This is a genomic window from Nocardioides pymetrozini, assembly GCF_046058985.1.
Lineage (GTDB): Bacteria > Actinomycetota > Actinomycetes > Propionibacteriales > Nocardioidaceae > Nocardioides.
On record NZ_CP175556.1, the window covers coordinates 4129576 to 4153667 of the forward strand.

The following is a 24092-nucleotide window of genomic DNA, read 5'->3' on the forward strand; positions in this document are numbered from 1 at the left end:
GCGCGGCAACCTACTCGGCCGGCCCGAAGCGCTGCTCCAGCAGGTCGAGCATCAGCCGCGGGCGGTCGCTGATGACCGCCTTCACGCCGAGGCCGAGGCAGCGGTCGAGGTCCTTCTCCTTGTTGACCGTCCACACGTGGACGTCGCGGCCGCTGCGGGCGATCGACTCCCCCACCCGCGGGTGCTCGCGCAGCATCTTGATGCCGGGCCCGACGACCCAGTCCCGTCCGATCACCCGCCGCAGCATCGGCCAGTAGTTGGGCCGGTCGACCAGCTGGACGAGCCGGACCTCGGGGGCGAGGCGCTCGACGCGCTGCAGCGCGGTGAACGAGAAGCTCATGACCCGCACCGGTGCGCCCGCCTGGTCCCAGCCGAAGTCGCGCAGCATCTCCACCAGCCGCTTCTCGACGAGTCCGCTGTAGCGCGTGGGGTGCTTGGTCTCGATCGCGACCTCGACCCGGCGGTCGTAGTCGGCGACGGTCTCGAGCAGCTTGCGCAGCGTGAGCACTCCGCGCAGCCCCTCGTCCTCGTCGGGAGCCTCGTCGTCGAGGTCGGCCCACGGGTTCTTCCAGGCCGCGAAGTCGAGCTCGGAGAGCTCGGCGAGGTCCATCGTGGACACCAGGCCCTTGGTCGCGGCGGTACGGCGCAGGTCGCGGTCGTGCACGCAGACGAGATGACCGTCCGCGGTGAGCCGGACATCGCACTCGAGCCCGTCGGCCCCGCTGTCCAGGGCCTTGAGATAGGCGGCCAGGGTGTGCTCGGCCAGCTCGTGACTGGCGCCGCGGTGAGCGACCACCTGCGGCCGGACGGTGGGCACGCGCCGATTCTGTCAGGTCGGGGCGCGACCCCGGGGGACGGTTCCGGGGACCGGCTCTCAGGGTCGGGATCCGGGACGAACCGGGGTCGTTCCCCGATGTCCCGCGCGGCCGGGCGAGGCACCGTGGAGGCATGAGCAACTACGAGAGCTATCCCGCCCCCCAGCACCCCTCCTCGCCGCGCCGGCTGACCCGTAGCGAGCACGACAAGATGGTCGCCGGCGTGTGCTCCGGCGCCGCCGCGCACTTCGGCGTCGACGTCACCGTGGTCCGGCTGCTGATGGTCGCCGCCACCGTGTTCACCGGCGGCGCCGGTCTGTTGGTCTACCTCGCCGGCTGGTGGCTGATGCCGCGTCGCTGAGCCCTACCCTGACCGAGTGCCCTCCCCCACCCCTGAGCCCCTGGTCGCGCGACTGCGCGCCGCGGGGTGCGTCTTCGCCGAGGAGGAGGCCGCCGTCCTCGCCGCGTCCGCCGGCTCGGCGAGCGAGCTCGAGGAGCTGGTCGCCCGTCGGGTGGCCGGCGAGCCCCTCGAGTACGTCGTGGGCTGGGTCGCGTTCGACGGTGGCCGGGTCGGCGTGGAGCCGGGCGTGTTCGTCCCGCGCCAGCGTACGGCGTACCTCGTCGAGCTGGCGGCCGGCACGGTCACGGCCGGCGACGTCGTGCTCGACCTGTGCTGCGGCAGCGGGGCGCTGGGGCTGGCCCTCGCGCGCCGGGTGCCGGGCATCGCGGTGCACGCCTCCGACGTGGACCCGGTCGCGGTCGCGTGTGCGGCCCGCAACCTCGCGCCGGTCGGCGGCAGCGCGGTCGTCGGCGACCTCGACGCAGCGCTCCCGTCCGCGCTGCGCGGACAGGCGGCCGCCATCCTCGCGAACGTCCCCTATGTCCCGAGCCGGGCGGTGGCGCTGATGCCGCCGGAGTCCCGTGAGCACGAGCCGCGGGGGACGGTCGACGGCGGCCCCGACGGCCTCGACCTCCTCCGTCGCGTCGCCGGCGTCGCGCCACGCTGGCTGCGACCGGGCGGCGCGCTCCTCTCCGAGGTGTCCGAGACCCAGGCCCCGGCCGCGGCCACGGTGTTCGCCGCGGCCGGCCTGGACCCCTCGGTGCACCACGACGAGGAGCGCGACGCGACGGTGGTCAGCGGAGTCTGCCCGCCAGCGCGCCGTCGATGCTGACCCGCCCGGCGCCGAGCGCGCCGAGCAGGAGTGCCGCGGCGCCGATCACCATGACCAGCTCGCCGCCGCCCTCCGCGACGAAGATCCCGGCGTCGCGATGCGCGAAGTACCACGCCCCCGCCATGTCGAGGAGCACCACGACCGCCGCGACGGACGTGAGCAGCCCGAGGACCAGGAGGACGCCGCCCCCGAGCTCCGCCACGGCGGCGAAGGTCGCCGCGAGGCGGGGGGCCGGGACGCCCATGGCGTCGAAGCTGGCAGCGGTGCCGCTGAGCGTGTACTCGTCGAGCTTCTGCCATCCGTGCGCGACCAGCACGGAGCCGGCCAGCAGGCGGGCCAGCAACAGGGCGACGTCCTGGACGACGACAGGAGGCGGAGTGAAGAGGTGGCGCAAGGATCGACCTTCCTGAGCGGGGCACAGGGCCCGAGATAGTTGAAATCTCAACTTACCGGGTCCCTCAAGCCCGCCCCTCGAGGCACACCTCACGCCCCTCCCAGCGGCGCCGCAACCACCGGTCGTGCGACGCGACGACCACCGCGCCCGGGCTGGCGCCGATCGCCTCCTCGAGCTCGGCCACGAGGGCGAGCGAGAGGTGGTTGGTCGGCTCGTCGAGCAGCAGCAGGTCCGGCTCGGTCGCCACCGCGATCGCCAGGGCCAGCCGCCGGCGCTGGCCGACGGACAGCAGGACCACCGGCTTCTCGTGCTCGCGAGGGTGCAGCAGTCCGAGGCTCCGCAGTGGACGGCGCTGGGCGAGATCCGTCCCGACCGCCGCGTCGTACGTCGCGCGCGCGGCCGCCGTCAGGTCCGGGAAGTCGGGATCCTGGGTGAGCTCGGCGACCCGGCACGCGGCGACCTGCACGACGCCGGCCTCCGGCTCGACCCGCCCCGAGAGCACCCCGAGCAGGGTGGACTTCCCGCTCCCGTTCGGCCCGGTCACGAGCAGGTGCTCGCCGCCGTCGACGTCGAGGGCGGCCAGCCGGAGCCGGTCGGCGACCTCGAGACCGCGGACCGTGACGACGCGGCCCGTGGCAGCCACGCCGGTGAGGCCCGTGGAGAGCCGCAGTGGCGCAGGCGGCCGGCGGACCTGGCTCCGCTCTGCCTCCGCGAGCCGTCGTTCGGCCTCGCGCTTGCGCCGCGCCAGTGCCCGGTCGACGTTCGCCCCCTTGAAGGCGTGGATGAACTTGTCGTTGTCCCGGGGCCCGCGGCCGGGTGCGATCGCGTCCGTGCCGATGCGCGCCGCCTCGCGCAGCCGGGCGAGCTCCTCCTGCTGGGCGGCATAGGTCTCCTCCCAGCGCCGCCGCGCCGCCGCGCGCGCCTCGGCATAGGCGGTCCACCCGCCGCCGTACCTGCGCCCGCCGTGGCCGTCGGTGCCGGCGCCCACCGGGTCGAGGTCGACCAGGTCGGTGCAGACCTCGTCGAGCAGCACGCGGTCGTGACTGGTCAGCACGACGACGCCGGGCAGGTCGCGCAGGAAGGCGACGAGCAGGGCGACGGCCTCGTCGTCGAGATGGTTGGTCGGCTCGTCGAGCAGCACGCACTGCGGCCGGCGGGCCATCAGGGTGGCGAGCGCGAGCCGGGTGCGCTGTCCACCCGACAGGCTGCCGACCCGGCGCTCGGGCTCGAGGTGGTCGAGGCCGAGCTGCTCGGCGGCGAGGAGGGCGCGACGGTCGGCGTCCCAGGCGTCGTGGGCGAGGGCCAGCTCGAGCGCAGCGGCGTACTCCTCGGCGGCCGCGGGGTCGTCGAGCCGGCCGGCCAGCGTCTCGACCTTCGCCACGGCCTCGCGCAGTGGCCGCAGCGCGGTGGCGAGCACGTCGGCCAGGCTGTCGTGGTCGCCGAAGGGCGGCTCCTGCGTGAGGAGGGCCAGGTCGGCGGGCCGCTCGATCGTGCCCACCACGTGAGCGGTGCGGGGCAGCGCGCCGTCGACGGCCCGCAGCAGCGTGGACTTCCCGGAGCCGTTCTCCCCGATCAGGCCGATCCGCCGGCCCGGCTGGGCGAGCAGGTCGATCCCGTCCAGGACGGTACGACGACCGAAGGTCACCGTCAGGTCGCGCACGACCAGCGGGGCGAGTGAGGCGGACGGCGAGGAGGCGGTGGAGGACAAGGCTGATCCGATCGGCGAGAGGTCGGACTCGCCGGGCAGGGTCGGGCCGCGGGCGCGAGTCGGGTCAGGCGTGGATCAGCATGATGCGGCCAGGCTACGCGGACCGTCCGGCCGGGCGCGAGCGATTAACGCTCCCGCAGGGACAGCCGGGTCACGGCGCCTCAGATCTCGTCGAGGATCCGCGCCCGCGTGGCGTCGTACTCCTCACGGCTGACGAGGTCGCGCCGGAGCAGGTCGTCGAGCTCGGCCAGCCGCTCGGCGGGGGTGCGCGGGTCGGCGGCCGCCGGCGGCGCGACCGGGCGGGCGGCGTCCCAGTCGATCTCCCACTCGTGCGTCTCGGGATCGACCAGCACGGGCAGCTGGCCGGCGTGCAGCAGGGGGATCCGGATCTCGGGGACGACCTCGCGGGCCTGGACCTCGAAGGGCGCCAGATCCTCCCCGTGGATGCGCATCTTGAGGACGAGCATCGGCTGGTCGTTGACCCGGACGCCGGTCTGCTCGAAGGACAGGACCTGCGCCGTGGCGGGCCGGCCGACCCGGCGCAGGTGGTGCATCTTCACCTGTGCCCGATGGCGGCCGCGGCCGATGAGCAGGCCGATCACCAGGTCCAGCGCCGTGACGGCGAGGCCGGTCGGAAGCAGCCAGCCCGTCTCCGGCCCCTCGGCGACCAGGCCCATCACCAGGAAGATCGGTCCGACGATGCCGGCGACGAGCACGAAGAGCACCGGCGGCAGGTAGCTGCGCAGCGCGGACGGCGGCCGCGCGCTGTCCTGGGGGGCGACGGTCATGGCGACAGGGTAGGGGCGCCGTCGCCCGCGTGGGTGCTACTCGGGACCCTCGCCCGCCCCGATGTGCTGCGCGAGGTACTGCTGGGCGCCGATCCTGCTGATCGCGTCGAGCTGGCTCTCGAACCAGTCGGCGTGCTTCTCCTCGTCGCGGACCATCTCCTCGAAGACCGCCGCGGTGCCGTGGTCGCCGAGCGCGTGGCACTCCTGTGCCGCGGCGTTGAACCGGGCGACGGCCGTCCGCTCGCTGGCCAGCGCGAGGTCGAGCATCTCCTCCGCGGTCTCGCCGACCTGGATGGCGCCGAGCCGCTGGACGTTGGGGTGCCCGTCGAACATGAGGATCCGGTTGATCAGGTCGTCGGCGTCACGCATCTCGTCGATGGACAGGTCGTAGAAGACCTTGCCGAGCTTGGGCAGACCCCAGTTGTCGAGCATGCGTGCGTGCAGGAAGTAGGTGTTGGTGACGGTGAGCTCGAACGTCAGCGCCTCGTTGAGGAGCTCGACGACGCGCGGATCGACTGGCTGCATGACGCACCTTCCGACGATGTGACCTCCGATGACCTCCGCCGATGCTGGCACACCGCACCCGGGGTGAGGCCAGACTCAGTTGCCCGGGGAGATCAGCTCGCGGCGCCGTCGGCGCGCAGGTGCGCGCACTCGAGCTCGTGGTGCTGCTGCACGAGCGCCTTCACCGAGAAGATGCAGGTGCCGCAGTCCTGGGCCGCGCCGGTCGAGCGGCACACCGCGCCGACCGTGCGCGCCCCGTCGGCCAGGGCGGCGTCGACGTCACGGTCCGTGACGACGCGGCACTGGCAGACGATCATGTGCCATAGGTTAGCCGAACCTAAGTCAGGAGCGGAACCGCCGTCTCACCCGACGGGCTCGGCCGCGACCTCGCGCGTCCACGCCGCCTTGACCGCACGCCAGGCCTCGTCGTCCATCCCCCGCCGCCAGTACGGCGAGCAGGAGAGCCGTGCCTCCTCGACGATGCCCTCGCGCAGCAGCACCCGGCGCACCGCCCGGGTCGCCTCCGCCTCGCCGTGCACGAACGCGCTCACCACGCCGACCGGGCGCGGGAGCGCGGCGACCGCCTCGGCGAGCAGGTCCTCCGGCGCACCGGACTGCCTCGCGCGGTGCACCCAGCGCACCTCGAGCTCGCCGGGCGAGCTCAGCGCGACCTCCCCGTCGGCGTCCTCGACCTCGACCACCGCGACCACCGGCCGCCCCGCCGGCACGGCCTCCGCGCAGGCGGCGATCGCCGGCAGGGCGCTCTCGTCGCCGACGAGCAGGTAGCTGTCGGCGTCCGCGTGCGGCCGGTAGCCACCGGCGGGACCGCGGAACTGGAGGCGGTCGCCCGGTCGCGCGTGCGAGGCCCACCGCCCGGCGTACCCGATGTCGCCGTGGGCGGCGATGTCGAGGGTGAGCTCACCACGGCCCGCATCCCAGGACCGGACCGTGATCCGGCGCGGGAACGGGCGCTGCTCGCGCGGCAGCGCACGGACCTCGTCGTCCTCGAAGGGCACCGCATAGGGCGCGCCGTCGGGGAGGAAGAAGCAGTTGACGTACTGGTCGGCGTCCTCGCCGTGCACGTACCCGTCGAGCCCGGGACCGCCCAGGACGACCCGGACCAGGTGGGAGCTCAACCGCTCCGTGGAGATGACCTCGCCGTACATGCGGCCAACCTAGTCGTCACCCGGTCACGCCTGGGCGCGCAGGTATCGCCCGAAGTGCGGGACGGTGAAGGCGATCCGCCCGCGCTCGCCGGAGTAGATCAGGCCCTTCTTGAGCAGCGAGTCCCGCGCCGGCGAGAGCGACTGCGGCTTCTTGCCGAGGACGGCGGCGACGTCCGCGGTGGCGACCGAGCCGACCGGGTCCTCGACGCCGTCGACCGCGGACGCGACCGCGGCGTCGGCCATCGCGCGCAGGTACTCGCGCTCGGCCGGGGTCGCGCGCTCGTAGCGGGAGCCGAAGAAGCCGACGGCGAGCTCGGTCTCGGCCTCGGGACCGGCGACGGCCACGTCGTCGGCCGTGATCGGCGTGCGCGGCGCGATGTCCCACACCGACCGGCCGTAGGCCTGGATGAAGTACGGGTAGCCGCGGGTGGCGTCGTACATGGCGGCGAGGGCGTCGGGAGTGAACGCGGCGTCCTCCTCCGCGGCCGGCGCCTCGAGCGCGCGGTCGGCGGCGTCGCGCGAGAGCCGGTCGATGCGCTGGTAGGAGAACAGCCGCTCGGAGTAGGACTTGCTGGCCGAGAGCACGGCGGGCAGGTGGGGCAGCCCGGCGCCCACGACGATCACCGGCAGCCCGTTCTGGCTGAGCTCGTGGCAGGCGGCGCACAGCGCCGAGATGTCGTCGGCGCCGAGGTCCTGCATCTCGTCGACGAAGACCGCGACGCCCTTGCCGACGTCGGCCGCGAGCCCTCCGACGTCGGTGAGCAGCTCGACCAGGTCGATCTCGACGTCGCCGGAGTCGGCCCGGCCGCGGACCGCGGGCGCCTGGATGCCCGGCGACCACCGCTCGCGCAGCTTGGCGTCCACGCCCGCCTCGCGCTGCGCGAAGGAGCGGAGGACGCCGAGCACGTGGTCCGCCTCCGCCGGCTCCGGGTGTCCGAGCTCCCGGACCGCCTGGTGCAGCGCGGACGACAGCGGGCGCCGCAGCGACTGGTCCGGGCGCGCCTCGAGCTTGCCGGTCCCCCAGCCCTTGCGGACGGCGGCCGAGCGCAGGGCGTTGAGCAGGACCGTCTTGCCGACCCCGCGCAGCCCCGTGAGCACCAGCGAGCGCTCGGGACGGCCGCGCGCGACCCGCTCGAGGACGACGTCGAAGGCCGCGAGCTGCTCGTCGCGACCGGCGAGCTCGGGCGGGCGCTGCCCGGCGCCGGGGGCGTACGGGTTGCGGATCGGGTCCATGATCGGACGCTATCGGGATCTCTAGCGCTGTCCGTAGACATCCCTAGCGTGTCGGATCGTCGGGCCTCCCGCCCGGAGGACGTCAGGCGCCGCTGGCGGGGAGCGCGCCGCTGGGGGCGACCACCGTCGCCGGGGCCACCTCTCCCGCGGGGACGACGGCCCCGGTCACCGGCTGCACCTCGGTCTCCCCGAGCACGGCCGGCGCCACCGGGACCTCCGGGAGGGCGGGGACGACGGACGGCGGGTCCACGCCCTCGTCGACGGGGAGCACCTCGGAGCCGTCGCCCGGCTGCGCGCACGGCGCCGTCGCGGGCTGGGCGGGCACCACGACGAAGTCCTCGACCCACGCCGGCTCGACGACCTCCTCGTACGCCGCCGCGAGGGCCACCACGACCTCCGACCCGGGGACCGGCGACCACCCCTCCCCCGCCGGCGGCAGCGGCGTGGTGACGGTCGTGGCCTCCTGCCGCGGCGCCCCGGGCCGGGTCTCCCCCGTCGGGAGGAAGCCGTCGGCGGGGAGGACGCCGTCGGGCAGCCACACCCGCTCCTCCTCCGCCGCGCCGATCTGCGAGCTGGCGACCGGCACCCAGCCGGTGCCCGCCGGCGACTCGCCCACGGGAAGGTCGAGCTCCTGCGTGCTGGAGGACGCGACGCGGGTGGCGCCGGTCGGTGCGGCGCCGGCGGGCGGCGTCGTACCGGCGGGGAGCCAGAGGGTCTCGACGTGTGACTCCTCGGCGCGGGCCGGGACGGCGGCGCGGTCGACGACCCAGACCTGCTCCGTGACGGCGGGCGTCACCTCGACCTCGCGGGTGCGGCCGGTCGGCGACCAGCCCTTGCCGTTGTCCCCCGCGTTCCACCCCTCGTCCTCCCAGCGGGTGTTGCCGGTCTGCTGCTGCACGAACTCCCACTCCGTCTGCACCACGGCGGGCGCGACCACCCGGGTCTCGTGGTGGCCCTCCTCGGGGGAGCCCGGCTCCGCGGGGCGGTCCACGACGGTCCGCGTGTGCTCGATCTCCAGGAGGTCGACGGTGCGCGTCCAGCGCACGACGACGACGGCGGCGGAGATCTCGCGGGCGTACGCGCGCTCCACGGTGTCGACCGTCCGCTCCCAGCGCCACTCCGACCGGGTGACCGCGGGCACGGTCCGGGTCACGGCGGGATGCTCGACGGTGCCCCACTGGGCCGGGACCTCCGGCTGGCCGCAGCCGCGTGGGTCGCCGGGCGAGGTCGCGATGCCCGGCGTGGCCGCCGCGGAGGGCAGGAGGCCGGAGCCGACGCCGACGACCGCCACGAGGGCGAGCGAACCGAGGGTGAGGTGCGTGCTGCGCATGGGAGGTCCTTGCTGACGAGGAGGTGGAGGGCTCCCGAGCGGCGCCGATGACCGGACAACGCGGCGTCGCGGGGGCCGTCATGGCCCCCGGCCGCAATCGGGACGAAGTCCCGGGTCACCCGGTTCCGTCGGCGTCACGCTCTAGGCTGGACGCGTGCCCGAGCTGCCCGAGGTGGAAGCCCTGGCCCTCGACCTGCGGGGCCGGCTGGCGGGGCGCGCCCTCACTCGCGTCCACGTCGCGGCGTTCAGCGCCCTGAAGACCTACGACCCGCCGCTCTCGGCGATCGAGGGCACGCTCGTCGACGACGTGCGCCGGCACGGCAAGTTCCTCGACATCGAGGCCAGCGGACTGCACCTCGTGCTCCACCTGGCGCGCGCGGGCTGGGTGCGCTGGAAGGACGAGGTCCCGGCGCTCCCGCCGCGACCGAGCACCAAGTCGACCCTGGCGGTCCGGGTGGTCCTCGACGAGCAGGACGGCGTGAGCCCCGGCCTCGACGTCACCGAGGCCGGCACCAAGAAGTCCCTCGCGCTCTACCTCGTCCGCGACCCGCTCGACGTCCCCGGCATCGCCAGCCTGGGCCCCGACCCGCTCACCGACGACTTCACCCCGGAGCGCCTCGCCGCGATCCTGAGCGATGCCGGGCGCAAGCAGCTCAAGGGCGTGCTGCGCCACCAGGGCACGATCGCCGGCATCGGCAACGCCTACTCCGACGAGATCCTGCACGCCGCCCGGATGTCGCCGTTCAAGCCGGCCGACAGCGTGAGCGAGGACGACCTGGCGACGCTGTACGCCGCCATCCGCGACACCCTCGGCGACGCCGTCGAGCGCTCCCGCGGCCTGGCCGCCAGCGAGCTGAAGGCCGAGAAGAAGTCCCACCTCGCCGTGCACGGACAGACCGGCAAGCCGTGCCCGGTGTGCGGCGACACCGTGCGCGAGGTCTCCTTCGCCGACTCGAGCCTGCAGTACTGCCCGACCTGCCAGACCGGCGGCAAGCCGCTCGCGGACCGGCGCCTGAGCCGGCTGCTCAAGTAGCCCGCCGAGCGTTGAGTCGTCACTTCTGACCGCCCGAGTCGTCACTTGTGATCCGTCGAGTCGTCACTCCGGGCCCGGCCACGACGGCGCGTCCTAGAGTGGAGCCATGATTCCCTCGGTCGAGATCGACGGTGTGCCGGACCCGCTGCCCGAGGGCCTGGTGGTGCTCGACGTCCGCGAGGACGACGAGTGGGCCGCCGGTCACATCGACGGCGCGGTGCACATCCCGCTGATGGAGCTCCCCGCGCGGTTGGGGGAGTTCGTGGAGCTCGAGGCTCCGCAGACGCTCGTGGTCTGCAAGGGCGGCGGGCGCTCGGCGCGGGCGGTCGCCTATCTCTCCCAGCAGGGCTACGACGTCGTCAACCTCGTCGACGGGATGCTCGGGTGGGAGCGGGCCGGGCGGCCCATGGTCGCGGACGGCGGGCAGCCGCCCCAGGTCGTCTGAGCTCCCGTCGCCAGGGCCGGTAACGTCGCCCGCGTGACCGACCGGTGGCAACAGGCAGCGACGCAGTACGACGCGATGCTCGCCCACCGCCGGCATCTCCACGCAGACCCGGAGGTCGGGCTGGCCCTGCCCGACACGCACGCCTACGTCGCCTCGGCACTGGCGGACCTCGGCCTGCGGCCGGAGGTCCACGACGGCGCGGGGGTGAGCGTCCGGATCGACGGCACCGGTGACGGGGGCCGCCCGGTCGTCCTGCGCGCCGACATGGACGCGCTGCCGGTGCGCGAGGAGACCGGGCTGCCGTTCGCCTCGCGCCGCGAGGGCGCCATGCATGCGTGCGGACACGACCTGCACATGGCGATGCTGCTGGGCGCCGCCCGATGCCTCGTCGACGTACCCCCTCGCCGGGACACCGTCCTCGTGTTCCAGCCGGGCGAGGAGAGCGACCGCGGCGCCGTCCCCACCCTGGAGCGTCACCGCAACCTGCGCCTCGACGAGGCCGAGACCTTCGCGATCCACGTGCACGCCACCTGGCGGTCGGGGACCGTCTTCCACCGCCCGGGGGTGTTCATGGCGGCCGGGGACTGGTTCCGGGTCACCTTCACCGGGCCGGGCGCGCACGCCAGCCAGCCCCACCTGGCGGGCAACCCGATCGTCGCGGGCGCCGATCTGGTGCAGGGCCTGCGCGCGGCCGTCGCCGAGCTCGCCGCCACCGAGCACCTCGTCGCCACGGTGACCGAGAGCCTGATGGGCAACACCGTCAACGTCATCCCGGCGACGGGAAGCCTCCGCGGCACGCTGCGCACCCTCAGCGCCGAGCGGCGCTCGGCACTGGTCGCGCGCCTGCGCGCGCTGGCCGAGGAGGCAGCCGCCGCATCGGGCCTCGGCGTCTCGGTGGAGATCGTGGAGGGCTACCCGCCGGTCGTCAACGACCCGCCGTACGACGACCGGCTGGTCGCGGCGCTGCGGCAAGCCCCGGTCGCGGCCGAGCCGATGGCCGAACCGTCGATGGTGATCGAGGACTATGCGTACTTCCTCGAGCGCTGGCCCGGGTCCATGGTCTATCTCGGCGCCCAGGTGCCCGGTCACCAGGCCTTCAACCACGCCGCCGACGCCGTGTTCGACGAAGGGGTCCTCCCCCTGGGAGCGGGCCTCCACCTGCTGGCGGCCGACGGCCTCGAGGCCGACTGACCGGGCGCGCCCAGGAGCTGGCGCCTCAGCCCGCGAAGTCGGCCGGGACCCGCGCGCCGGCGACCGTGGTGCTCCGCGCGGCGGCGCGGTTGGCGGTGTCGACGGCGTCGACCAGGTCGGCTCCTCCGGCCAGCTCGACCGCCAGGCAGCCGGCGAAGACGTCGCCCGCTCCGCTGGTGTCGACCACCTCGGAGGCCACCGCCGGGACGTGTCGCCCGGGTGCGCCCCGCGGCACGACGTAGGCGCCGTCGGCGCCCATCGTCACGACGACGTCCCCGGGGAACGCGAGCGCCGCCACGCAGTCGGCGACCTCGGCGCGGCTCCCGGGCGTCGGGCGTCGGGCGAGACGGCCGAGCTCCGCCTGGTTCGGGACGAGCACGTCGACGTCGTCGAGGAGCGCCAGGACGGACGCGGGCTCGGCGGGCATCGGCGCCGGGTTGAGCACGACGCGGGCCTCCGGCACCGCGCGGGCCGCCGCCGCGACGCAGTCGAGGCCGATCTCGAGCTGGGCGAGGAGCAGTGCCGGGCTCAGCGCCCGGACCCGGTCCTCCACGGTGGCGGCCCCGAGCGCCGCGTTGGCGCCCGCGTCCACGACGATGTGGTTCTCGCCGGCGTCGTCGACGACCACGACGGCGGTCCCGGTGGAGGACGACGCGAGCCGTCGTACGCCGTCGACGTCGACGCCGCAGTCGACGAGCGCCGCGACGGAGCGGTCGCCGGCGTCGTCGGTGCCGACCGCGCCCACCATCGCGACCCGGGCGTCCCGGCGGCGCCCGAGCACGGCGGCGGCCGCCGCCTGGTTGGCGCCCTTGCCGCCGGGCGCGCGGAAGGAGGCGGCGGCGAGGACCGTCTCACCCGGGCGGGGCAGCGCCGCGACGCGCAGCGTGGTGTCCTCGTTGAGGGATCCGACGACGCAGACGAGCGGTCCGCTCATGGCGTGCCACCCAGGCGGTGCAGCGCCCCGATGACGAGGTCCCAGTAGCGGTCGGCGTCGAGGTCGAGGGCCACGGCCGCGTTGGGCGCCCGGTCGGGATAGCGACGGTAGAGGTCGACGACCGTCGTCCCCCGCGTCCAGGTCCCGTCCAGCTCCACGGCCACGAACGCGTCGCGCCAGGCGATCACCTCCGGGTCGACCAGCGCGGCGATCGTGCAGGGGTCGTGCACCGGAGGAGCGTCGAACTCCCAGATCCGGTGGTAGGAGTCGCCGAAGAAGCCCATCCAGGCGGCACACGTCCGCCCGACGTCGCTCTCGATGGCGCGCATCCGCTCCACCACCGCGGGCGTGGCCAGCGCCTGGTGCGTGAGGTTCAGCCCCACCATGCGCACCGGAACGCCCGCCCGCAGGACGATGTCCAGCGCCTCGGGGTCCGCGTAGGTGTTGAACTCCGCCGTCGGCGTGTGGTTGCCCCGCTCGGTCGAGCCGCCCATGAAGACCACGGCGTCGATCCGAGCTGCCACCTCCGGGTGGTCGCGCAGCAGCCTGCCCGCGTTGGTCATCGGACCGGTCACGACCAGCGTGACCGGCTCCTCCGCCTCGACGAGCCGCCGACGCAGGAAGGCCACCGCGTCCTCGTTGACGGGCGGGGCAAGGGGCTCCGGCAGCTCCGGGCCGTCGAGCCCGCTCACCCCGTGGACGTAGTTGCCCAACGCCGTCGTGCCCACCAGCGGGCCGGACGCGCCGACCGCCACCGGTACGTCGGCGCGGCCGGCGAGCGCGAGCACCCGCTGCGCGTTGCGCGTCGCGTCCTCCACGGCGCAGTTGCCGAAGCAGGTCGTGATCCCGAGGAGACGCACCTCAGGCGAGCCGAGGGCGAGCAGGATCGCGACCGCGTCGTCGTGTCCCGGGTCGCAGTCCAGCAGCAGCGGAAGGGGACGGCGCTGGTCGGTGCCCATGCTCAGGCGTCCCCGGCCAGCCAGGACAGCATCCCGCCGACGACGGCCGGGAAGCCGGACCAGGCCAGGAACTCCTCGGGGCACCAGTGCGGCCCGATGTCGGAGGTCCACACCAGGGAGCGACCGGCGCCGACCTCGGCCGTCGCGACCAGCACGTCGCCGCCGACCGTCGCGACGAGGCGGGCGTCGTCCTTGGCCACCACGTGGTTGTAGCCGAGCAGGTCGGGGGCACCGGTCGGCCAGCCGGCCGCCACCGGGTGGTCCGCCGCCACCAGCTCGACCGCGGCACCCTCGGGCGCCTCCACGCGGTCGTCGGACTCACGCATCGTGACCGGCAGCACCTCCGCGAGGGGGCTGCGCGCGAAGTTCGCGCGGGCCTGGAAGCCCTGGAAGCTCAGGTAGCCGCCCGCCATCATCAGGCCGCCGCCCTGCCGGGTCCACTCGACGAGCGCCCGCAGCGGGTTGCCGCTGCGCTTGCCCTCGAGCCAGGTCTCCGGCGGCAGCACGAAGGAGTTGTAGCCGATGTCGGAGAGCACCACGACGTCGTACGCCGCGAGGGCGTCGACGTCGCGCGGGAAACGGCTCGGCACGTCGTGGGCGTACATCTGCTCCACGGTGATGCCCCGCTCCGCCGCGGCGGCGATGAAGGCGTCGGCGCCGGTGTGGAAGGTGGTGCTGGTGAACTCGTCGAAGCCCTTCACGTGGGTGGCGGTCGAGATCCAGCTCTCGCCGGCGAGCAGTACACGGGTCATGGTGGGGTCCTCCCTAGCGGGTGAGGAGGCGCCGCGGGTTGTCCACCAGCAGCGTCTCGATATCGGTGTCGGTCAGGCCGTGCCGACGCAGGCGGGGCACGAAGAACTGCGGGATGTGGGCATAGCCGGGGCCTCCGTGACACCGGAGGAGCGACTTGAGGAAGACGTCCTGGCTGATGAGCAGCCGGTCCCCGTGCCCGTGCTCGACCAGACGGGCCAGCCATGCGGCGTTCTGCTCGTCGGACGGGCACTGCACGCCCTGGTCGGCGTAGAACACCTCCATGCCGACCATGTCGTACTGCACCCAGGCACCGCGGCGTAGCAGCGCGAGCTGGTAGTCGAGGTCGTCGCCCGAGGGGCCCATGTGGCACAGCACCACGCGGGCCGGGTCGATGCCGTGCTCCTCGGCCAGGTCCAACACCACGCCACCCCGCCGGAACCAGCCCGGCAGGTGCACCTGGACCGGCAGGTCGGTGACCCGCTGGGCGAGGAAGGCGCCGCGCAGGCTGGCCTGCTCGGCGGGGGTGAACTCGGCGCTCACGCCGATCTCCCCGATGAAGCCGGGCCGGATGCCGTCCTCGCCCTCCTCGACGTCGGCGAGGATCCGCTCGGCGATGGCCTCCGGGGCCAAGCCGCGGACCTCGGCCGGCTGGGCGGCGTCGAGGTAGTAGCCGGTGCCGGCGACGACGTGCACGCCGGTGCGTTCGCTGACCTCGCGCAGCCGGCGCAGGTCACGGCCGAGGCCGAGCCCGGTGGCGTCGAGGATGGTGCCGCCGCCGAGCTCCGCGAACCGGGCGACCTCGGCCACACAGGTCTCGAGGTCGTCGAGCCGGCAGTTGTCGCGGTTGCCGAAGGGGTCCTGCCGCAGCTCCCAGCCGATGTCCTCGGTGACCGGCCGGTCGGCGTACGCGTCCGGGTCGATGCCCGGCAGGGTGGAGCGCTGCCACCACGACGTGACGTCGTTGAAGAGGTGCTCGTGGGTGAGCACGACGCCGAGGTCCGCGACCGGCACCGGGCCGCGGACGGTCATCACCTCGCTCATCCGCGGGTCCCGACGATCCTGCCGAACAGCTTGCTGTTGAGGAAGATCGCCACGATCAGGATCAAGCCCTGGGTGATCGGAACCCAGTAGACGTCCACGCGCGACAGCACGAGCCCGTTGTTGATCACGCCCAGCGTCAGGGCGCCCATCGCGGAGCCGATGATCGAGCCGCGACCGCCCATCAGGCTGGTGCCGCCGAGCACGACGGCGGTGATCACCTCGAGCTCGAACATCGTCCCCGAGTTCGACGAGCCGCTCCCCAGCCGCGCGGCCGTGATCACGCCGGCGAGGCCGGCGAGCACGCCGGTCAGCGCGAGGACCGCGATCTGGATCCTCCGGATGTCAACGCCCGCACGCCGCAACGACTCGTCGTTGGACCCGACGGCGGTGACGTAGCGCCCGAAGCGGGTGTGGTTGAAGACGTACCAGCCCACGACGACGGTGACGACGGCGAGCCAGGTCGGCGTGTAGATGCCGGCGAGCGAGCCCTGGCCCAGCGGCAGCAGCACGGAGGAGGTGATCGGCGTGCTGTAGCCGTCGGTGATCAGCAGCGCGACGCCGCGCACCGCGGTGAGCGCCGCGAGCGTCACGATGAACGACTGGACCCTGCCGAGCGCGGTGATCGCACCGTTGGCCAGGCCGATGGCGACGGCGACGGCGAGGGTGCTGAGCAGGGCCAGCAGCGGGTTCCCGCTCTCCGCGAAGAGGCCGAGCGCGGCCGCGGACAGCCCGACGATCGAGCCGACGGACAGGTCGATCTGCCCGGTCGTGATCACGAAGGTCATGCCCACGGCGACGATGACGGTCGGCGCCACCTGGCGCAGCACGTTCACCAGGTTGTCGGTCGTCAAGAAGGCGTCGGAGGCGAAGCTGAAGTAGGCGAACAGCACGACGAAGACGACGCTGATGGAGATGACGCCGAGGTTCGTGGCCAGGAACTCGCGGCGGACCTCGCGGCCGGTGGCGACCTGCCTCTCGGCGGTGTTGGCGCTCATCGAATCACTTCCCCATCATCGCGACGACCAGGCCGGTCAGGTCGGTCTCTGCCGGGTCGAGCTCTCGGTGGTTGACGCCCTCGTGGAGGACCACGAAGCGGTCGGCGACCTCGAAGAGGTCCTGGAGGCGATGGGTGATCAGGATGACGCTGACGCCCCGTGCCGAGACGTCGCGGATCAGCTGCAGGGTCATCTCCACCTCCCGCGCGGCGAGCGCGGCGGTCGGCTCGTCGAGCACCAGCACCCGCGGCTCGAAGGTCACCGCCCGGGCGATCGCGATCGCCTGGCGCTGGCCGCCGGACATGTTGCCGACCAGCTGGCGGGTGTCGGAGATCCGGATGTGCAAGGTGGCCAGGTCCTCGGCCGCCTCGCGGTGCATCCGGGCGTGGTCGAGCTTGCGGGTGAACCGGTGGTAGGGCTCGCGGCCGAGGAACAGGTTGCCCGCGACGTCGACGTCGTTGCACAGCGCCAGGTCCTGATAGACCATCTCGATCCCGTGCGCGCGTGCCGCCCGCGGACCGGTGCCGGTCAGCTCCTCGCCGTCGACCAGGATCCGGCCCCGGTCGGGGACGACCGCGCCGGCGAGCATCTTCATCAGCGTCGACTTGCCCGCGCCGTTGTCGCCGACCAGGCCGACCACCTCGCCCGGCGCGACGCTGAGGTCGACCCCGCGCAGGACCTTGAGCGCGCCGTAGCTCTTCGTGATGCCCTGCATCTCCACGCGCGGCGGCGCCAGGGCCGTGCCGCCACCGGTCACCTCCGCCGTCATTCGAAGATCGCGCGGTAGTCGTCGACGTTGTCCTGGGTGACGATCGTGATCGGGACGTCGATGAAGCCCTGGGGCTCGGCGCCGCCGAGGATCGCCTCGAGCTCGTTGACCGCCTCGACGCCCTCCTGTCGCGGGTCCTGCTGCACCACGGCCGTCACGAGGCCCGAGTCGATCCCGGCGATGACCTCCGCGGTGAGGTCCCAGCCGATGACCTTCGTCTTGCTCTCCGGGTCGAGAGCCGCGACCGCACCGACGGTGGCGGGCTCGCCGGTGGTGTAGACGAAGTCGAGGTCCGGCTCCGCGGTCACCAGGTTCTGGGCCGCCGTCGCCGCCTTCTCCTGGACGTTGTCGCCGTTGACGCTCTGGGTGTGCGTCGCGCCGGCCGCGTCGATCACCTCGCGGAAGCTGTCCTCGCGCTGGTTCTGGATGAAGGAGTTGCGCGCATCGACGACGCCGTAGCTGCCCGATGCCAGGCCGTTGTCGACGACCCACTGGCCCGCCTCGGCGCCGGCCGCCTCGTTGTCGACGCCCACGAAGGTGTCGGCAGCGCCCTCCTCGAGCTCGGCGTCGATCGCCACGACCCGGATCCCGGCCGCCTTCGCCGCCTTGACCGCGGGCAGCACGCCGTTGACGTCGATGGCCACGACGATCAGGCCGGTGACCTGCTGGGTCGTGAAGTTCTCGATGTCGGAGTTCTGCTTGGCGGGGTCGTTGTTGGCGTTGGCGATCGTCAGCTCGCAGCCCGCCTCCTTCGCCGCCTCCTCGGCGCCCTCGTTCATCTGGGTGAAGAAGGCCGCGGTCTGGTTGATCTGCGTCATGCCGATGACGCACTCGTCGCTGCCCGACCCGCCGGAGCCGCCGGAGCCGGCCGGGTCGTCGTTGCCGGTGCTGCATCCTGCGAGCACCAGGGCCGCGGCGCCGGCCGCGGCGGCGATGGTCCGGTTGCTGATCTTGGCCATGCGCGCACACCCCTTGGGTAATCGATTGCCGAGACGGATACGGACGAGCGTAGGAAGTGGTCCACGCCACGTCCAGAGGGTGGTAATCGATTTCCACGGACTGAGACGATCCATACCCGCAGGGCCCGTCGCGGCGGCAGGATCGGAGGGTGCCTCCCCCGCCCCGTCCTCGCTCTCCCCGGATGGCCGACGTCGCCCACCGGGCCGGCGTGTCCGTCGCGACCGTCTCGCGCGCACTGAGCGGCACCCGTCCGGTCGACCCCGCGCTGGCGGAGCGGGTCGCCGCGGCGGCGGAGGAGCTGGGCTACCGGGTCAACCTGGTCGGCCGCGCACTGCGGCAGACCCGTACGTCGACGGTGGGGCTCGTCGTACCCGACCTCGACAACCCGTTCTTCTCCGCGCTGGCCCAGCACCTCGCACGGGTGTTCGCCGAGACCGACACCGACCTGTTCGTCTTCGCGGCCGACAGCTCGCTGGACACCGAGCTCCGGGGCGTGCGGTCCTTCCTCGGCCGACAGGTCGACGCCCTGGTGATGATCCCCGTGCACGAGCGTGACAGCGCCCGCGCCGTCGACCTGGCCGCCGGCACCGTGCCGACGGTGCAGCTGGACCGGTGCGTCCCGAGCACCGGCGCCCACTTCGTGGCCGTCAACAACCACCGCGGGATGGAGCTGGTCGGCCGGCATGTGGCCGACCGGGTCGACACCCAGCGGCAGCCGGTCGTCTACGTCGGCGCGACGCCCGACTCCTCGTCGGCACACGAGCGGCTCGACGGCTTCCGAAGGACCTTCGGCGCCGACGCCCCGGTCCTCCTCGGCTCGTTCTCCACGTCCTGGGGCAGCGAGGCGGCCGGCCGCCTGCTCGACGAGGGCTGGGAGCGGGCCACGATCGTCACCGCCGCCGACGTGATCGCCCTCGGCGTGCTGTCTCGCCTCCTCCACGCCGGGCGCGCGGTGCCCCAGGACTTCCGGGTCATCGGCTTCGACGGAATCGGCGCGAGCACGCTGGCCCACCCGCCGCTCGCCACCGTCCGCCAGCCCGTCGAGGAGATGACGGTCGCGATCCGCGACCTCATCGACGGCGGCGACGAGGCCCCGGATGGTGGTACGCCGGCACGCGGCCTCCGGTTCGCGCCCGCGTTCGTCGAGGGCGAGACCAGCCCCTGACCGACGCGGCGAGGGCCCCGCCCGACGTCGTACGTCGTCGGCGGGGCCCTCGTCGGTCGCGGCGGTCAGCCGCCGAGCTGGTCGGCGCAGGTCGTGCCGAGGTACTCGAAGAACTTCTCGGCGTCCTTCTGGTCGTCCTTGGACACGCCGGGGATGGTGTCGCCGTCCTCGTCGCCGAAGGACTTCTTGGCCTCGTCGTAGTCGAGGTCGGTGATCGCGTCCACGATGACCTCGAAGCCGTTGCGCTCCGCGTCGCCGATGTCCTCGGGGGTGCCGACCTCGCCGAGGTCCTCGTAGGCCTTCTGGAGCTTCTTCCACTCCGCCTCGGTCGGCTCCTCGCCCTCGACCGCGGAGGTCTCGGTGATGACGTCCTCGACGCTGCCGCAGAAGTCCTTCTTGGAGGCGTCGGCCGGGTAGCCGTCGCTGCCGCAGGCGCTCAGGGTCAGGCCGAGCAGCACGGCCGCACCGGCAGCCGCCAGCGGGCGCTTGATCGGGGTCATGTCGTTTCCTTTCCTGGGAGGCGGGCGCCTCGGCGTACCTCGTCGGGGCACGGCCGAGCAGGCGACCACACGGTCACCCTGCCCCACCGGCCTCACCCTATGCGTCCGGGCGCCGTCGCGGGCGCCTCAGCGATCCCACAGCGCGGCGGGCGGGACCTCGAGCAGGTCCTCGAGGGCAGCCAGGTAGCGCGCGCGGGGGATCTCCCGCACGCCGAGGCTCACCAGATGGCGGGTCGCCCACTGGACGTCGACCAGCCGGCGGCCCGCCGCGCCGTCCGGATCGGCCCGCAGCCCCTCGACCAGGCCCAGCAGCGCGACCTTCGACGCGTCGGTCACGTGGTGGAACATCGACTCCCCCGCGAACAGGCCGCCGATCGCGACGCCGTACAGGCCACCGACGAGGCGGCCCTCGCGCCAGCTCTCGACCGAGTGCGCCCAGCCGAGGCGGTGCAGCTCGCCGTACGCCCGGCGGATGCGGCCGTCGATCCAGCCGTGCGGTCGGCGCGGGTCGGCGCAGGCGGCGACGACGTCGTCGAAGGCGGTGTCCACCCGGATCTCGAAGTCGCGCGCGGAGCGCCGCAGCGAGCGGGAGACGCGCAGCTCGTCGAGGCGGAGGACACCGCGGTACGCCGGGCACCACCAGCCGATCGAGCGGCCCTCGGGCATGGGGAACAGGCCCTGCCGGTAGGCGGCGAGCACGGTGCCGGGCGCGAGGTCGGCACCGAGCGCGACCAGGTCGCTGCTGTCGTGCCGACCGTCGACCGCGGCCTCCTCCTCGCCGCGCTCCTCCTCGCCGCGCTCCTCCTCGCCGCGCTCGTCCTCGGCGTCGCCGGGCTCCCCGCGCGCCGGCTCGTCGAGCACCGGCAGCGCCGCCAGCTCGGCACGCGGGGGGAAGGCCCACTGCGTGGGCGCCGGCTCGACGGGCACATGCCGATCCTAGGAGGCGCGAGGTGTGGGAAGTGGGCGCGCGAGGTGTGAGAAGTGGGGGCGCGAAGTGCCCCCCGAGGCACACCTCGTGCCCCCACTTGTCACACCTCGCTTCTCACACCTCGCGGGGAACAGGGGCTGGCTAGGCTCGGGGCATGGCTTCGCTGAAGAAGGGGCTGGCGCTCCAGACCGCCCGACAGCTCGCCCCGAGGGTCACCCGGCTGGCCCCCGGCCTGACCCAGTCCTTCGTGCGCGAGGCCCTCCACCGGGCCCTGGTGGGGATCGGGCCGCTGCCGCCGGCGGCACAGGCCGCCGAGACGCAGCTGGAGGAGCAGCGCGGCGACGTCGACAAGGCGGTGCGCGAGCTGATCGAGAACCATGTCGCGTACGCCGGCGTGGAGGGTCTGGCGACCAACCTCGGCGGTCTCGTGACCGCGGCGGTCACGGCGCCGGCGAGCATCACCGGGCTGGCGCTCATCCAGTGCCGGATGGTCGCGGGGATCGCCCACCTGCGCGGCTACGACCTGGAGGACCCGCGGGTGCGCAACGCGATCCTGGTCTGCATCCTCGGCGAGGACGCCGTCCGCACGATGGTGAAGCGCCACCAGCTGCCGGCACCGCCCATGGCGATCGCCACCGCTCCGCAGCACGACCCGGAGCTCGACCGGACCGTCTCGACCGTGCTGGCCGGCGAGCTGGTCGGCCGAGTCATCGGCAAGCGGCTGGCGACGACCGTCGGCAAGCGGGTGCCGCTCGTCGGCGGCGCCGTCGGCGCGGCCACGGACGCGTGGAGCACCTACCGGGTCGGGCGCTACGCCGGGCGGGAGTTCCGGCCCCTCGCCTTGCGGTAGACCTCCAGGGCCTGGCGGCCCTTGCCGCTGCCCTCCAGCTTCTGCACGGTCCACTCCATCGAGCGCATCAGCCGCGGCGTCCGGGCGCGGACCAGCTCGCGGCGGGCGTCGTCCAGCTTGCGGCGCAGCCGCTCGTTCTCGGCTTGGGCCTCGGCGTTGTGCAGCAGCAGCGCCTTGATCGCGTCCACCGCCGCCGCGGACACCTGACGCTCCGGCGGGTGGTCGGGGTCGACCCACTTGCCGGTCGGGGCGGGGGCTCCGCGCAGGTCCTCGAGGTCCCCGACCACGTCGTACCGGCGGCGCTGCAGCTCGGCGATCCAGGTCTGGGTCAGCTCGTGGACCCACGGGTACTGGTCCGGCGGCAGGCCCAGGCGCGCCGACTTGGTGCGCTTGGACAGCGTCTGGTGGGCCAGCAGCTCGCGGACGAGCGGCCGGTAGTGCTGCGGCGGCAGGTCGCGCGCGGCGACCCGGTTGATCCGCCGGATCAGCGCCGACTCGGGTACGCCGAGGCTCGGGTTGGCCCGTCGGGTGGTGAGCTTGAGGTCCAGCCCGTCGAGACCGAACGCACTGCTGAACCGTTCCCACAGCAGGTCGGGCGGGCCGCCCGACGGCGGGACCGTCACCAGGTGCACCCGCTCCGGCGGGAGGTCGGACCCCCAGCGGTCGAGGATGTCGGGGATCTCCTGGACGCCCCAGAACCACGCGCCGACGCGGTGGGCGCGCTCCGGGTCCTGGATGAGCTCGAGGAAGCGGGCGTACCCGAACCGGGCGCGGTGCTTGACGTTCTCCTGCCACTCGGCGGGGATCTGCCGCACCAGGTCGCGGACCGAGAGGATCAGGTGCACCTCGGTGCCGCCGTCGCTGATGTCGCCGCCGGGCCGGTGGCCGAGCGAGGCGAGGGCCCGCGCGACCTGGCTGCGCGAGGCGGACGCCAGGATCTCGTGGCTGATGATCGCGGTGCCGTCGTGGGCGCGGACCTCCGCGGCGAGGCGGTCCCAGGCGCCGACCGCCTCGGCCTCCAGGCCGCCCCAGCGCAGCCGCATCAGGTCGAGCGCCGCCAGGAAGTGGGCGTCGAAGCGGTCGGCCGGGTAGCTGACGTCCTGCTTGAGGAGCCGGCTGCGGTTCTTGAAGAGCACGTCTTGGAGATAGGACGTCCCGGTCTTGGGCGTGCCGACGTGCAGCAGGACGCGTCGGCTCACCGGCGTCCTCGCCGCGTCGTGGCCGGCGGGAGCGCAGCGAAGGAGCCGCAGGGCGCTGCGGGGTGGGTCACGCTTCCTCCTTGGCCTGGGTCCGAGAGCGCGCCTGCACGGGGTCGAGGAGCAGCCCCAGCGCGAGGGCCAGCACCTCGGCGTCGACCGGGGCCACCGGGCCCGAGGGGTCCTGCCCGAGGGAGCGCGGGAGCAGCCGGTCGAGATCGCCGAGCACAGGGTAGCGAGCGGCGGCGAGCTCGTGGCGGGTGCGCTCGGCCTGCGTGCGCAGCCACACGTCCCAGCGCGGCGGCAGGCTCGGCGGACGTCCGCCGAGGCCGTCGAGGCGCTCGCCGAGGGTCGCCCGCAGGAGTGCCGGGCGCTCGGCCGAGGGCACCAGCAGTCCGAGCGGCTCGCCGACGCGGCGCACGAGGTCGACGGCGTGCGCGCCGAGCCGGGGCGGACCACCGAGGCGCGGGACCCCGAGCTCGGCGGCCAGCAGCGCGTCGTCGAGGACGACGCGGACGCGGTCGGCGCCGTACTTGTAGGCCGCGGAGCGGGCCATCCGCGCCAGGTCGGCGCGCGGCGGGAGGTTGCCCGCCCCGGCATTGGCGCGCACGAAGCCCCGCCAGGTCGCGCCGCCCTGGTCGAAGCAGCGGGCGGTCCAGGCCTGGACGAGGACGGTCTCGAGGTCGTCGGCCAGCAGGTACGCCGTCGGGCGCCGCCCACCCGGACGATGTCCGTGCGCGGTCAGGTCGGCGCGCACGGCGTCGGCCCGCCAGGGCATCCCGACCACGACGAAGGAGCGCACCCACGGCCGGCGCACCGCCCGGACCCGCTCGGCCAGCGTGGGCTCGGGGCGCGGCAGCGCAGCGGTCGCGGCCACGTCGTCGGCGATGAGGGCGCTGGCGACGCGCAGCAGCTCGTCGTCGGCCAGGGCGTCGGGGTCGACGGGCGGCGGCCCGAACTGTCCGGACGGGCCGCGCTCGTCGACGCCGACCAGGGCCAGCTCGCTGCGGCCGCGACCGGAGACGCCGGCGCTCAGGATCCGGTCGGCCGTCGCGACGGGGACGGTCCGCCCGGCCGCGGCGGCATGGACGTTGAGCCGGCGCAGGAGCGCGAGCTGCTGCGCGCCCGGGAGCTCGGGGCCGAGCGGGTCGGCCTCACCGGACCCGTCGTCCGGCCAGTCCAGCCATGTCGTCGTCGACCCGGCCCGCAACGCGGCCACCCAGCCCCACGCCCGCCCCCGACCCGTCATGGTCCCACGGTAGA

Annotated in this window: 27 protein-coding genes; 7 read left to right on the forward strand and 20 right to left on the reverse strand. The window is 74.0% G+C overall.

Annotated features, from left to right (window positions below):
- Window positions 1-10 precede the first annotated feature (10 nt).
- Window positions 11-817: a glycerophosphodiester phosphodiesterase gene (locus tag ACJ5H2_RS20175; RefSeq protein WP_408897224.1), complete on the reverse strand. Its 807-nt coding sequence runs from the start codon at window positions 815-817 to the stop codon at window positions 11-13.
- Between the two features lie 131 nt (window positions 818-948).
- Between ACJ5H2_RS20175 and ACJ5H2_RS20180 the strand changes: the two genes are divergently transcribed.
- Both ACJ5H2_RS20180 and ACJ5H2_RS20185 read left to right on the forward strand, forming a co-directional pair.
- On the forward strand, window positions 949-1176 hold the full coding sequence (locus ACJ5H2_RS20180) for a PspC domain-containing protein (protein ID WP_408897225.1): 228 nt from the start codon (window positions 949-951) through the stop codon (window positions 1174-1176).
- Window positions 1177-1192: 16 nt separating this feature from the next.
- Window positions 1193-1987 carry a putative protein N(5)-glutamine methyltransferase gene (locus tag ACJ5H2_RS20185; RefSeq protein WP_408897226.1) on the forward strand — a complete coding sequence of 265 codons (795 nt, stop codon included), beginning with the start codon at window positions 1193-1195 and terminating at the stop codon, window positions 1985-1987.
- Here ACJ5H2_RS20185 and ACJ5H2_RS20190 read toward each other — a convergent pair.
- The 8 genes from ACJ5H2_RS20190 to ACJ5H2_RS20225 all read right to left on the reverse strand — a co-directional run bounded on the left by ACJ5H2_RS20190 (window position 1950) and on the right by ACJ5H2_RS20225 (window position 9110).
- The gene (locus tag ACJ5H2_RS20190) at window positions 1950-2381 is read right to left on the reverse strand and encodes a DoxX family protein (protein WP_408897227.1); all 432 of its coding nucleotides are present in this window, start codon (window positions 2379-2381) and stop codon (window positions 1950-1952) included. The genes ACJ5H2_RS20185 and ACJ5H2_RS20190 overlap by 38 nt on opposite strands.
- Window positions 2382-2445: 64 nt before the next feature.
- The gene (locus ACJ5H2_RS20195; protein ID WP_408897228.1) at window positions 2446-4089 is read right to left on the reverse strand and encodes an ATP-binding cassette domain-containing protein; all 1644 of its coding nucleotides are present in this window, start codon (window positions 4087-4089) and stop codon (window positions 2446-2448) included.
- A 161-nt stretch (window positions 4090-4250) separates the two neighbouring features.
- Entirely contained in the window at window positions 4251-4877 is a 627-nt protein-coding gene (locus ACJ5H2_RS20200; RefSeq protein ID WP_408897229.1) for a hypothetical protein, read from the reverse strand.
- Window positions 4878-4913: 36 nt separating this feature from the next.
- A complete protein-coding gene (gene bfr / locus ACJ5H2_RS20205; protein ID WP_408897230.1) occupies window positions 4914-5402 on the reverse strand; it encodes a bacterioferritin in 489 nt (162 codons plus the stop codon).
- A 92-nt stretch (window positions 5403-5494) separates the two neighbouring features.
- The gene (locus ACJ5H2_RS20210) at window positions 5495-5698 is read right to left on the reverse strand and encodes a bacterioferritin-associated ferredoxin (protein WP_408897231.1); all 204 of its coding nucleotides are present in this window, start codon (window positions 5696-5698) and stop codon (window positions 5495-5497) included.
- Window positions 5699-5743: 45 nt separating this feature from the next.
- Window positions 5744-6547 (reverse strand): siderophore-interacting protein, encoded by an 804-nt coding sequence (locus ACJ5H2_RS20215; RefSeq protein ID WP_408897232.1) that lies wholly within the window; start codon window positions 6545-6547, stop codon window positions 5744-5746.
- A 24-nt stretch (window positions 6548-6571) separates the two neighbouring features.
- Entirely contained in the window at window positions 6572-7780 is a 1209-nt protein-coding gene (locus tag ACJ5H2_RS20220) for an ATP-binding protein (RefSeq protein WP_408897233.1), read from the reverse strand.
- Between the two features lie 82 nt (window positions 7781-7862).
- Entirely contained in the window at window positions 7863-9110 is a 1248-nt protein-coding gene (locus tag ACJ5H2_RS20225) for a hypothetical protein (RefSeq protein ID WP_408897234.1), read from the reverse strand.
- 154 nt (window positions 9111-9264) lie between these two features.
- Here ACJ5H2_RS20225 and ACJ5H2_RS20230 point away from each other — a divergent pair, with 154 nt between their 5' ends.
- The 3 genes from ACJ5H2_RS20230 to ACJ5H2_RS20240 all read left to right on the forward strand — a co-directional run bounded on the left by ACJ5H2_RS20230 (window position 9265) and on the right by ACJ5H2_RS20240 (window position 11779).
- A complete protein-coding gene (locus ACJ5H2_RS20230) occupies window positions 9265-10143 on the forward strand; it encodes an Fpg/Nei family DNA glycosylase (protein ID WP_408897235.1) in 879 nt (292 codons plus the stop codon).
- Between the two features lie 106 nt (window positions 10144-10249).
- Window positions 10250-10588 (forward strand): rhodanese-like domain-containing protein, encoded by a 339-nt coding sequence (locus ACJ5H2_RS20235; RefSeq protein WP_408897236.1) that lies wholly within the window; start codon window positions 10250-10252, stop codon window positions 10586-10588.
- Between the two features lie 33 nt (window positions 10589-10621).
- Complete coding sequence (locus tag ACJ5H2_RS20240; protein WP_408897237.1) at window positions 10622-11779, forward strand: M20 family metallopeptidase; 1158 nt, start codon at window positions 10622-10624, stop codon at window positions 11777-11779.
- A 25-nt stretch (window positions 11780-11804) separates the two neighbouring features.
- On the opposite strand, the gene ACJ5H2_RS20245 is transcribed toward ACJ5H2_RS20240, so the two are convergent.
- From ACJ5H2_RS20245 to ACJ5H2_RS20275, 7 genes are read right to left on the reverse strand one after another with little or no spacing between them, the layout of a single operon-like run.
- Complete coding sequence (locus tag ACJ5H2_RS20245) at window positions 11805-12713, reverse strand: ribokinase (RefSeq protein WP_408897238.1); 909 nt, start codon at window positions 12711-12713, stop codon at window positions 11805-11807.
- Complete coding sequence (locus ACJ5H2_RS20250) at window positions 12710-13672, reverse strand: nucleoside hydrolase (protein ID WP_408897239.1); 963 nt, start codon at window positions 13670-13672, stop codon at window positions 12710-12712. The genes ACJ5H2_RS20245 and ACJ5H2_RS20250 overlap by 4 nt, the downstream gene beginning before the upstream one ends.
- Before the next feature lie 2 nt (window positions 13673-13674).
- The gene (locus tag ACJ5H2_RS20255) at window positions 13675-14424 is read right to left on the reverse strand and encodes a glutamine amidotransferase (protein ID WP_408897240.1); all 750 of its coding nucleotides are present in this window, start codon (window positions 14422-14424) and stop codon (window positions 13675-13677) included.
- Between the two features lie 13 nt (window positions 14425-14437).
- Window positions 14438-15466 carry a phosphotriesterase gene (locus ACJ5H2_RS20260; RefSeq protein ID WP_408897241.1) on the reverse strand — a complete coding sequence of 343 codons (1029 nt, stop codon included), beginning with the start codon at window positions 15464-15466 and terminating at the stop codon, window positions 14438-14440.
- Window positions 15463-16461, reverse strand: a complete 999-nt coding sequence (locus tag ACJ5H2_RS20265; protein ID WP_408897242.1) for an ABC transporter permease — start codon at window positions 16459-16461, stop codon at window positions 15463-15465. The genes ACJ5H2_RS20260 and ACJ5H2_RS20265 overlap by 4 nt, the downstream gene beginning before the upstream one ends.
- Before the next feature lie 4 nt (window positions 16462-16465).
- Entirely contained in the window at window positions 16466-17230 is a 765-nt protein-coding gene (locus tag ACJ5H2_RS20270) for an ATP-binding cassette domain-containing protein (RefSeq protein WP_408897243.1), read from the reverse strand.
- The gene (locus tag ACJ5H2_RS20275; protein ID WP_408897244.1) at window positions 17227-18189 is read right to left on the reverse strand and encodes a substrate-binding domain-containing protein; all 963 of its coding nucleotides are present in this window, start codon (window positions 18187-18189) and stop codon (window positions 17227-17229) included. Before ACJ5H2_RS20275 ends, ACJ5H2_RS20270 begins: the two co-directional genes overlap by 4 nt.
- A gap of 182 nt (window positions 18190-18371) precedes the next feature.
- Here ACJ5H2_RS20275 and ACJ5H2_RS20280 point away from each other — a divergent pair, with 182 nt between their 5' ends.
- Window positions 18372-19355, forward strand: a complete 984-nt coding sequence (locus tag ACJ5H2_RS20280; protein ID WP_408897245.1) for a LacI family DNA-binding transcriptional regulator — start codon at window positions 18372-18374, stop codon at window positions 19353-19355.
- A 65-nt stretch (window positions 19356-19420) separates the two neighbouring features.
- On the opposite strand, the gene ACJ5H2_RS20285 is transcribed toward ACJ5H2_RS20280, so the two are convergent.
- Window positions 19421-19855: a hypothetical protein gene (locus tag ACJ5H2_RS20285; protein ID WP_408897246.1), complete on the reverse strand. Its 435-nt coding sequence runs from the start codon at window positions 19853-19855 to the stop codon at window positions 19421-19423.
- 126 nt (window positions 19856-19981) lie between these two features.
- Window positions 19982-20782: a leucyl/phenylalanyl-tRNA--protein transferase gene (gene aat / locus ACJ5H2_RS20290; protein WP_408897247.1), complete on the reverse strand. Its 801-nt coding sequence runs from the start codon at window positions 20780-20782 to the stop codon at window positions 19982-19984.
- 155 nt (window positions 20783-20937) lie between these two features.
- Between aat and ACJ5H2_RS20295 the strand changes: the two genes are divergently transcribed.
- The gene (locus ACJ5H2_RS20295) at window positions 20938-21633 is read left to right on the forward strand and encodes an EcsC family protein (RefSeq protein ID WP_408897248.1); all 696 of its coding nucleotides are present in this window, start codon (window positions 20938-20940) and stop codon (window positions 21631-21633) included.
- Here ACJ5H2_RS20295 and ACJ5H2_RS20300 read toward each other — a convergent pair.
- Both ACJ5H2_RS20300 and ACJ5H2_RS20305 read right to left on the reverse strand, forming a co-directional pair.
- Window positions 21594-22832, reverse strand: a complete 1239-nt coding sequence (locus ACJ5H2_RS20300; protein ID WP_408897249.1) for a hypothetical protein — start codon at window positions 22830-22832, stop codon at window positions 21594-21596. The two genes, ACJ5H2_RS20295 and ACJ5H2_RS20300, sit on opposite strands and share 40 nt — an antisense overlap.
- A 67-nt stretch (window positions 22833-22899) precedes the next feature.
- Window positions 22900-24078 (reverse strand): hypothetical protein, encoded by a 1179-nt coding sequence (locus ACJ5H2_RS20305; protein ID WP_408897250.1) that lies wholly within the window; start codon window positions 24076-24078, stop codon window positions 22900-22902.
- Window positions 24079-24092: the final 14 nt, after the last annotated feature.

What these genes read in the sequence shown, in the direction of transcription:
- ACJ5H2_RS20180 (WP_408897225.1), top strand. Translation starts at nt 949, where the DNA reads ATGAGCAACTACGAGAGCTATCCCGCCCCCCAGCACCCCTCCTCGCCG.
- ACJ5H2_RS20275 (WP_408897244.1), bottom strand. Translation starts at nt 18,189, where the DNA reads ATGGCCAAGATCAGCAACCGGACCATCGCCGCCGCGGCCGGCGCCGCG.
- ACJ5H2_RS20235 (WP_408897236.1), top strand. Translation starts at nt 10,250, where the DNA reads ATGATTCCCTCGGTCGAGATCGACGGTGTGCCGGACCCGCTGCCCGAG.
- bfr (WP_408897230.1), bottom strand. Translation starts at nt 5,402, where the DNA reads ATGCAGCCAGTCGATCCGCGCGTCGTCGAGCTCCTCAACGAGGCGCTG.
- ACJ5H2_RS20295 (WP_408897248.1), top strand. Translation starts at nt 20,938, where the DNA reads ATGGCTTCGCTGAAGAAGGGGCTGGCGCTCCAGACCGCCCGACAGCTC.
- ACJ5H2_RS20225 (WP_408897234.1), bottom strand. Translation starts at nt 9,110, where the DNA reads ATGCGCAGCACGCACCTCACCCTCGGTTCGCTCGCCCTCGTGGCGGTC.
- ACJ5H2_RS20270 (WP_408897243.1), bottom strand. Translation starts at nt 17,230, where the DNA reads ATGACGGCGGAGGTGACCGGTGGCGGCACGGCCCTGGCGCCGCCGCGC.
- ACJ5H2_RS20210 (WP_408897231.1), bottom strand. Translation starts at nt 5,698, where the DNA reads ATGATCGTCTGCCAGTGCCGCGTCGTCACGGACCGTGACGTCGACGCC.
- ACJ5H2_RS20220 (WP_408897233.1), bottom strand. Translation starts at nt 7,780, where the DNA reads ATGGACCCGATCCGCAACCCGTACGCCCCCGGCGCCGGGCAGCGCCCG.
- ACJ5H2_RS20280 (WP_408897245.1), top strand. Translation starts at nt 18,372, where the DNA reads ATGGCCGACGTCGCCCACCGGGCCGGCGTGTCCGTCGCGACCGTCTCG.
- ACJ5H2_RS20265 (WP_408897242.1), bottom strand. Translation starts at nt 16,461, where the DNA reads ATGAGCGCCAACACCGCCGAGAGGCAGGTCGCCACCGGCCGCGAGGTC.
- ACJ5H2_RS20255 (WP_408897240.1), bottom strand. Translation starts at nt 14,424, where the DNA reads ATGACCCGTGTACTGCTCGCCGGCGAGAGCTGGATCTCGACCGCCACC.
- ACJ5H2_RS20250 (WP_408897239.1), bottom strand. Translation starts at nt 13,672, where the DNA reads ATGGGCACCGACCAGCGCCGTCCCCTTCCGCTGCTGCTGGACTGCGAC.
- ACJ5H2_RS20305 (WP_408897250.1), bottom strand. Translation starts at nt 24,078, where the DNA reads ATGACGGGTCGGGGGCGGGCGTGGGGCTGGGTGGCCGCGTTGCGGGCC.
- ACJ5H2_RS20245 (WP_408897238.1), bottom strand. Translation starts at nt 12,713, where the DNA reads ATGAGCGGACCGCTCGTCTGCGTCGTCGGATCCCTCAACGAGGACACC.
- ACJ5H2_RS20215 (WP_408897232.1), bottom strand. Translation starts at nt 6,547, where the DNA reads ATGTACGGCGAGGTCATCTCCACGGAGCGGTTGAGCTCCCACCTGGTC.
- ACJ5H2_RS20285 (WP_408897246.1), bottom strand. Translation starts at nt 19,855, where the DNA reads ATGACCCCGATCAAGCGCCCGCTGGCGGCTGCCGGTGCGGCCGTGCTG.
- ACJ5H2_RS20260 (WP_408897241.1), bottom strand. Translation starts at nt 15,466, where the DNA reads ATGAGCGAGGTGATGACCGTCCGCGGCCCGGTGCCGGTCGCGGACCTC.
- ACJ5H2_RS20200 (WP_408897229.1), bottom strand. Translation starts at nt 4,877, where the DNA reads ATGACCGTCGCCCCCCAGGACAGCGCGCGGCCGCCGTCCGCGCTGCGC.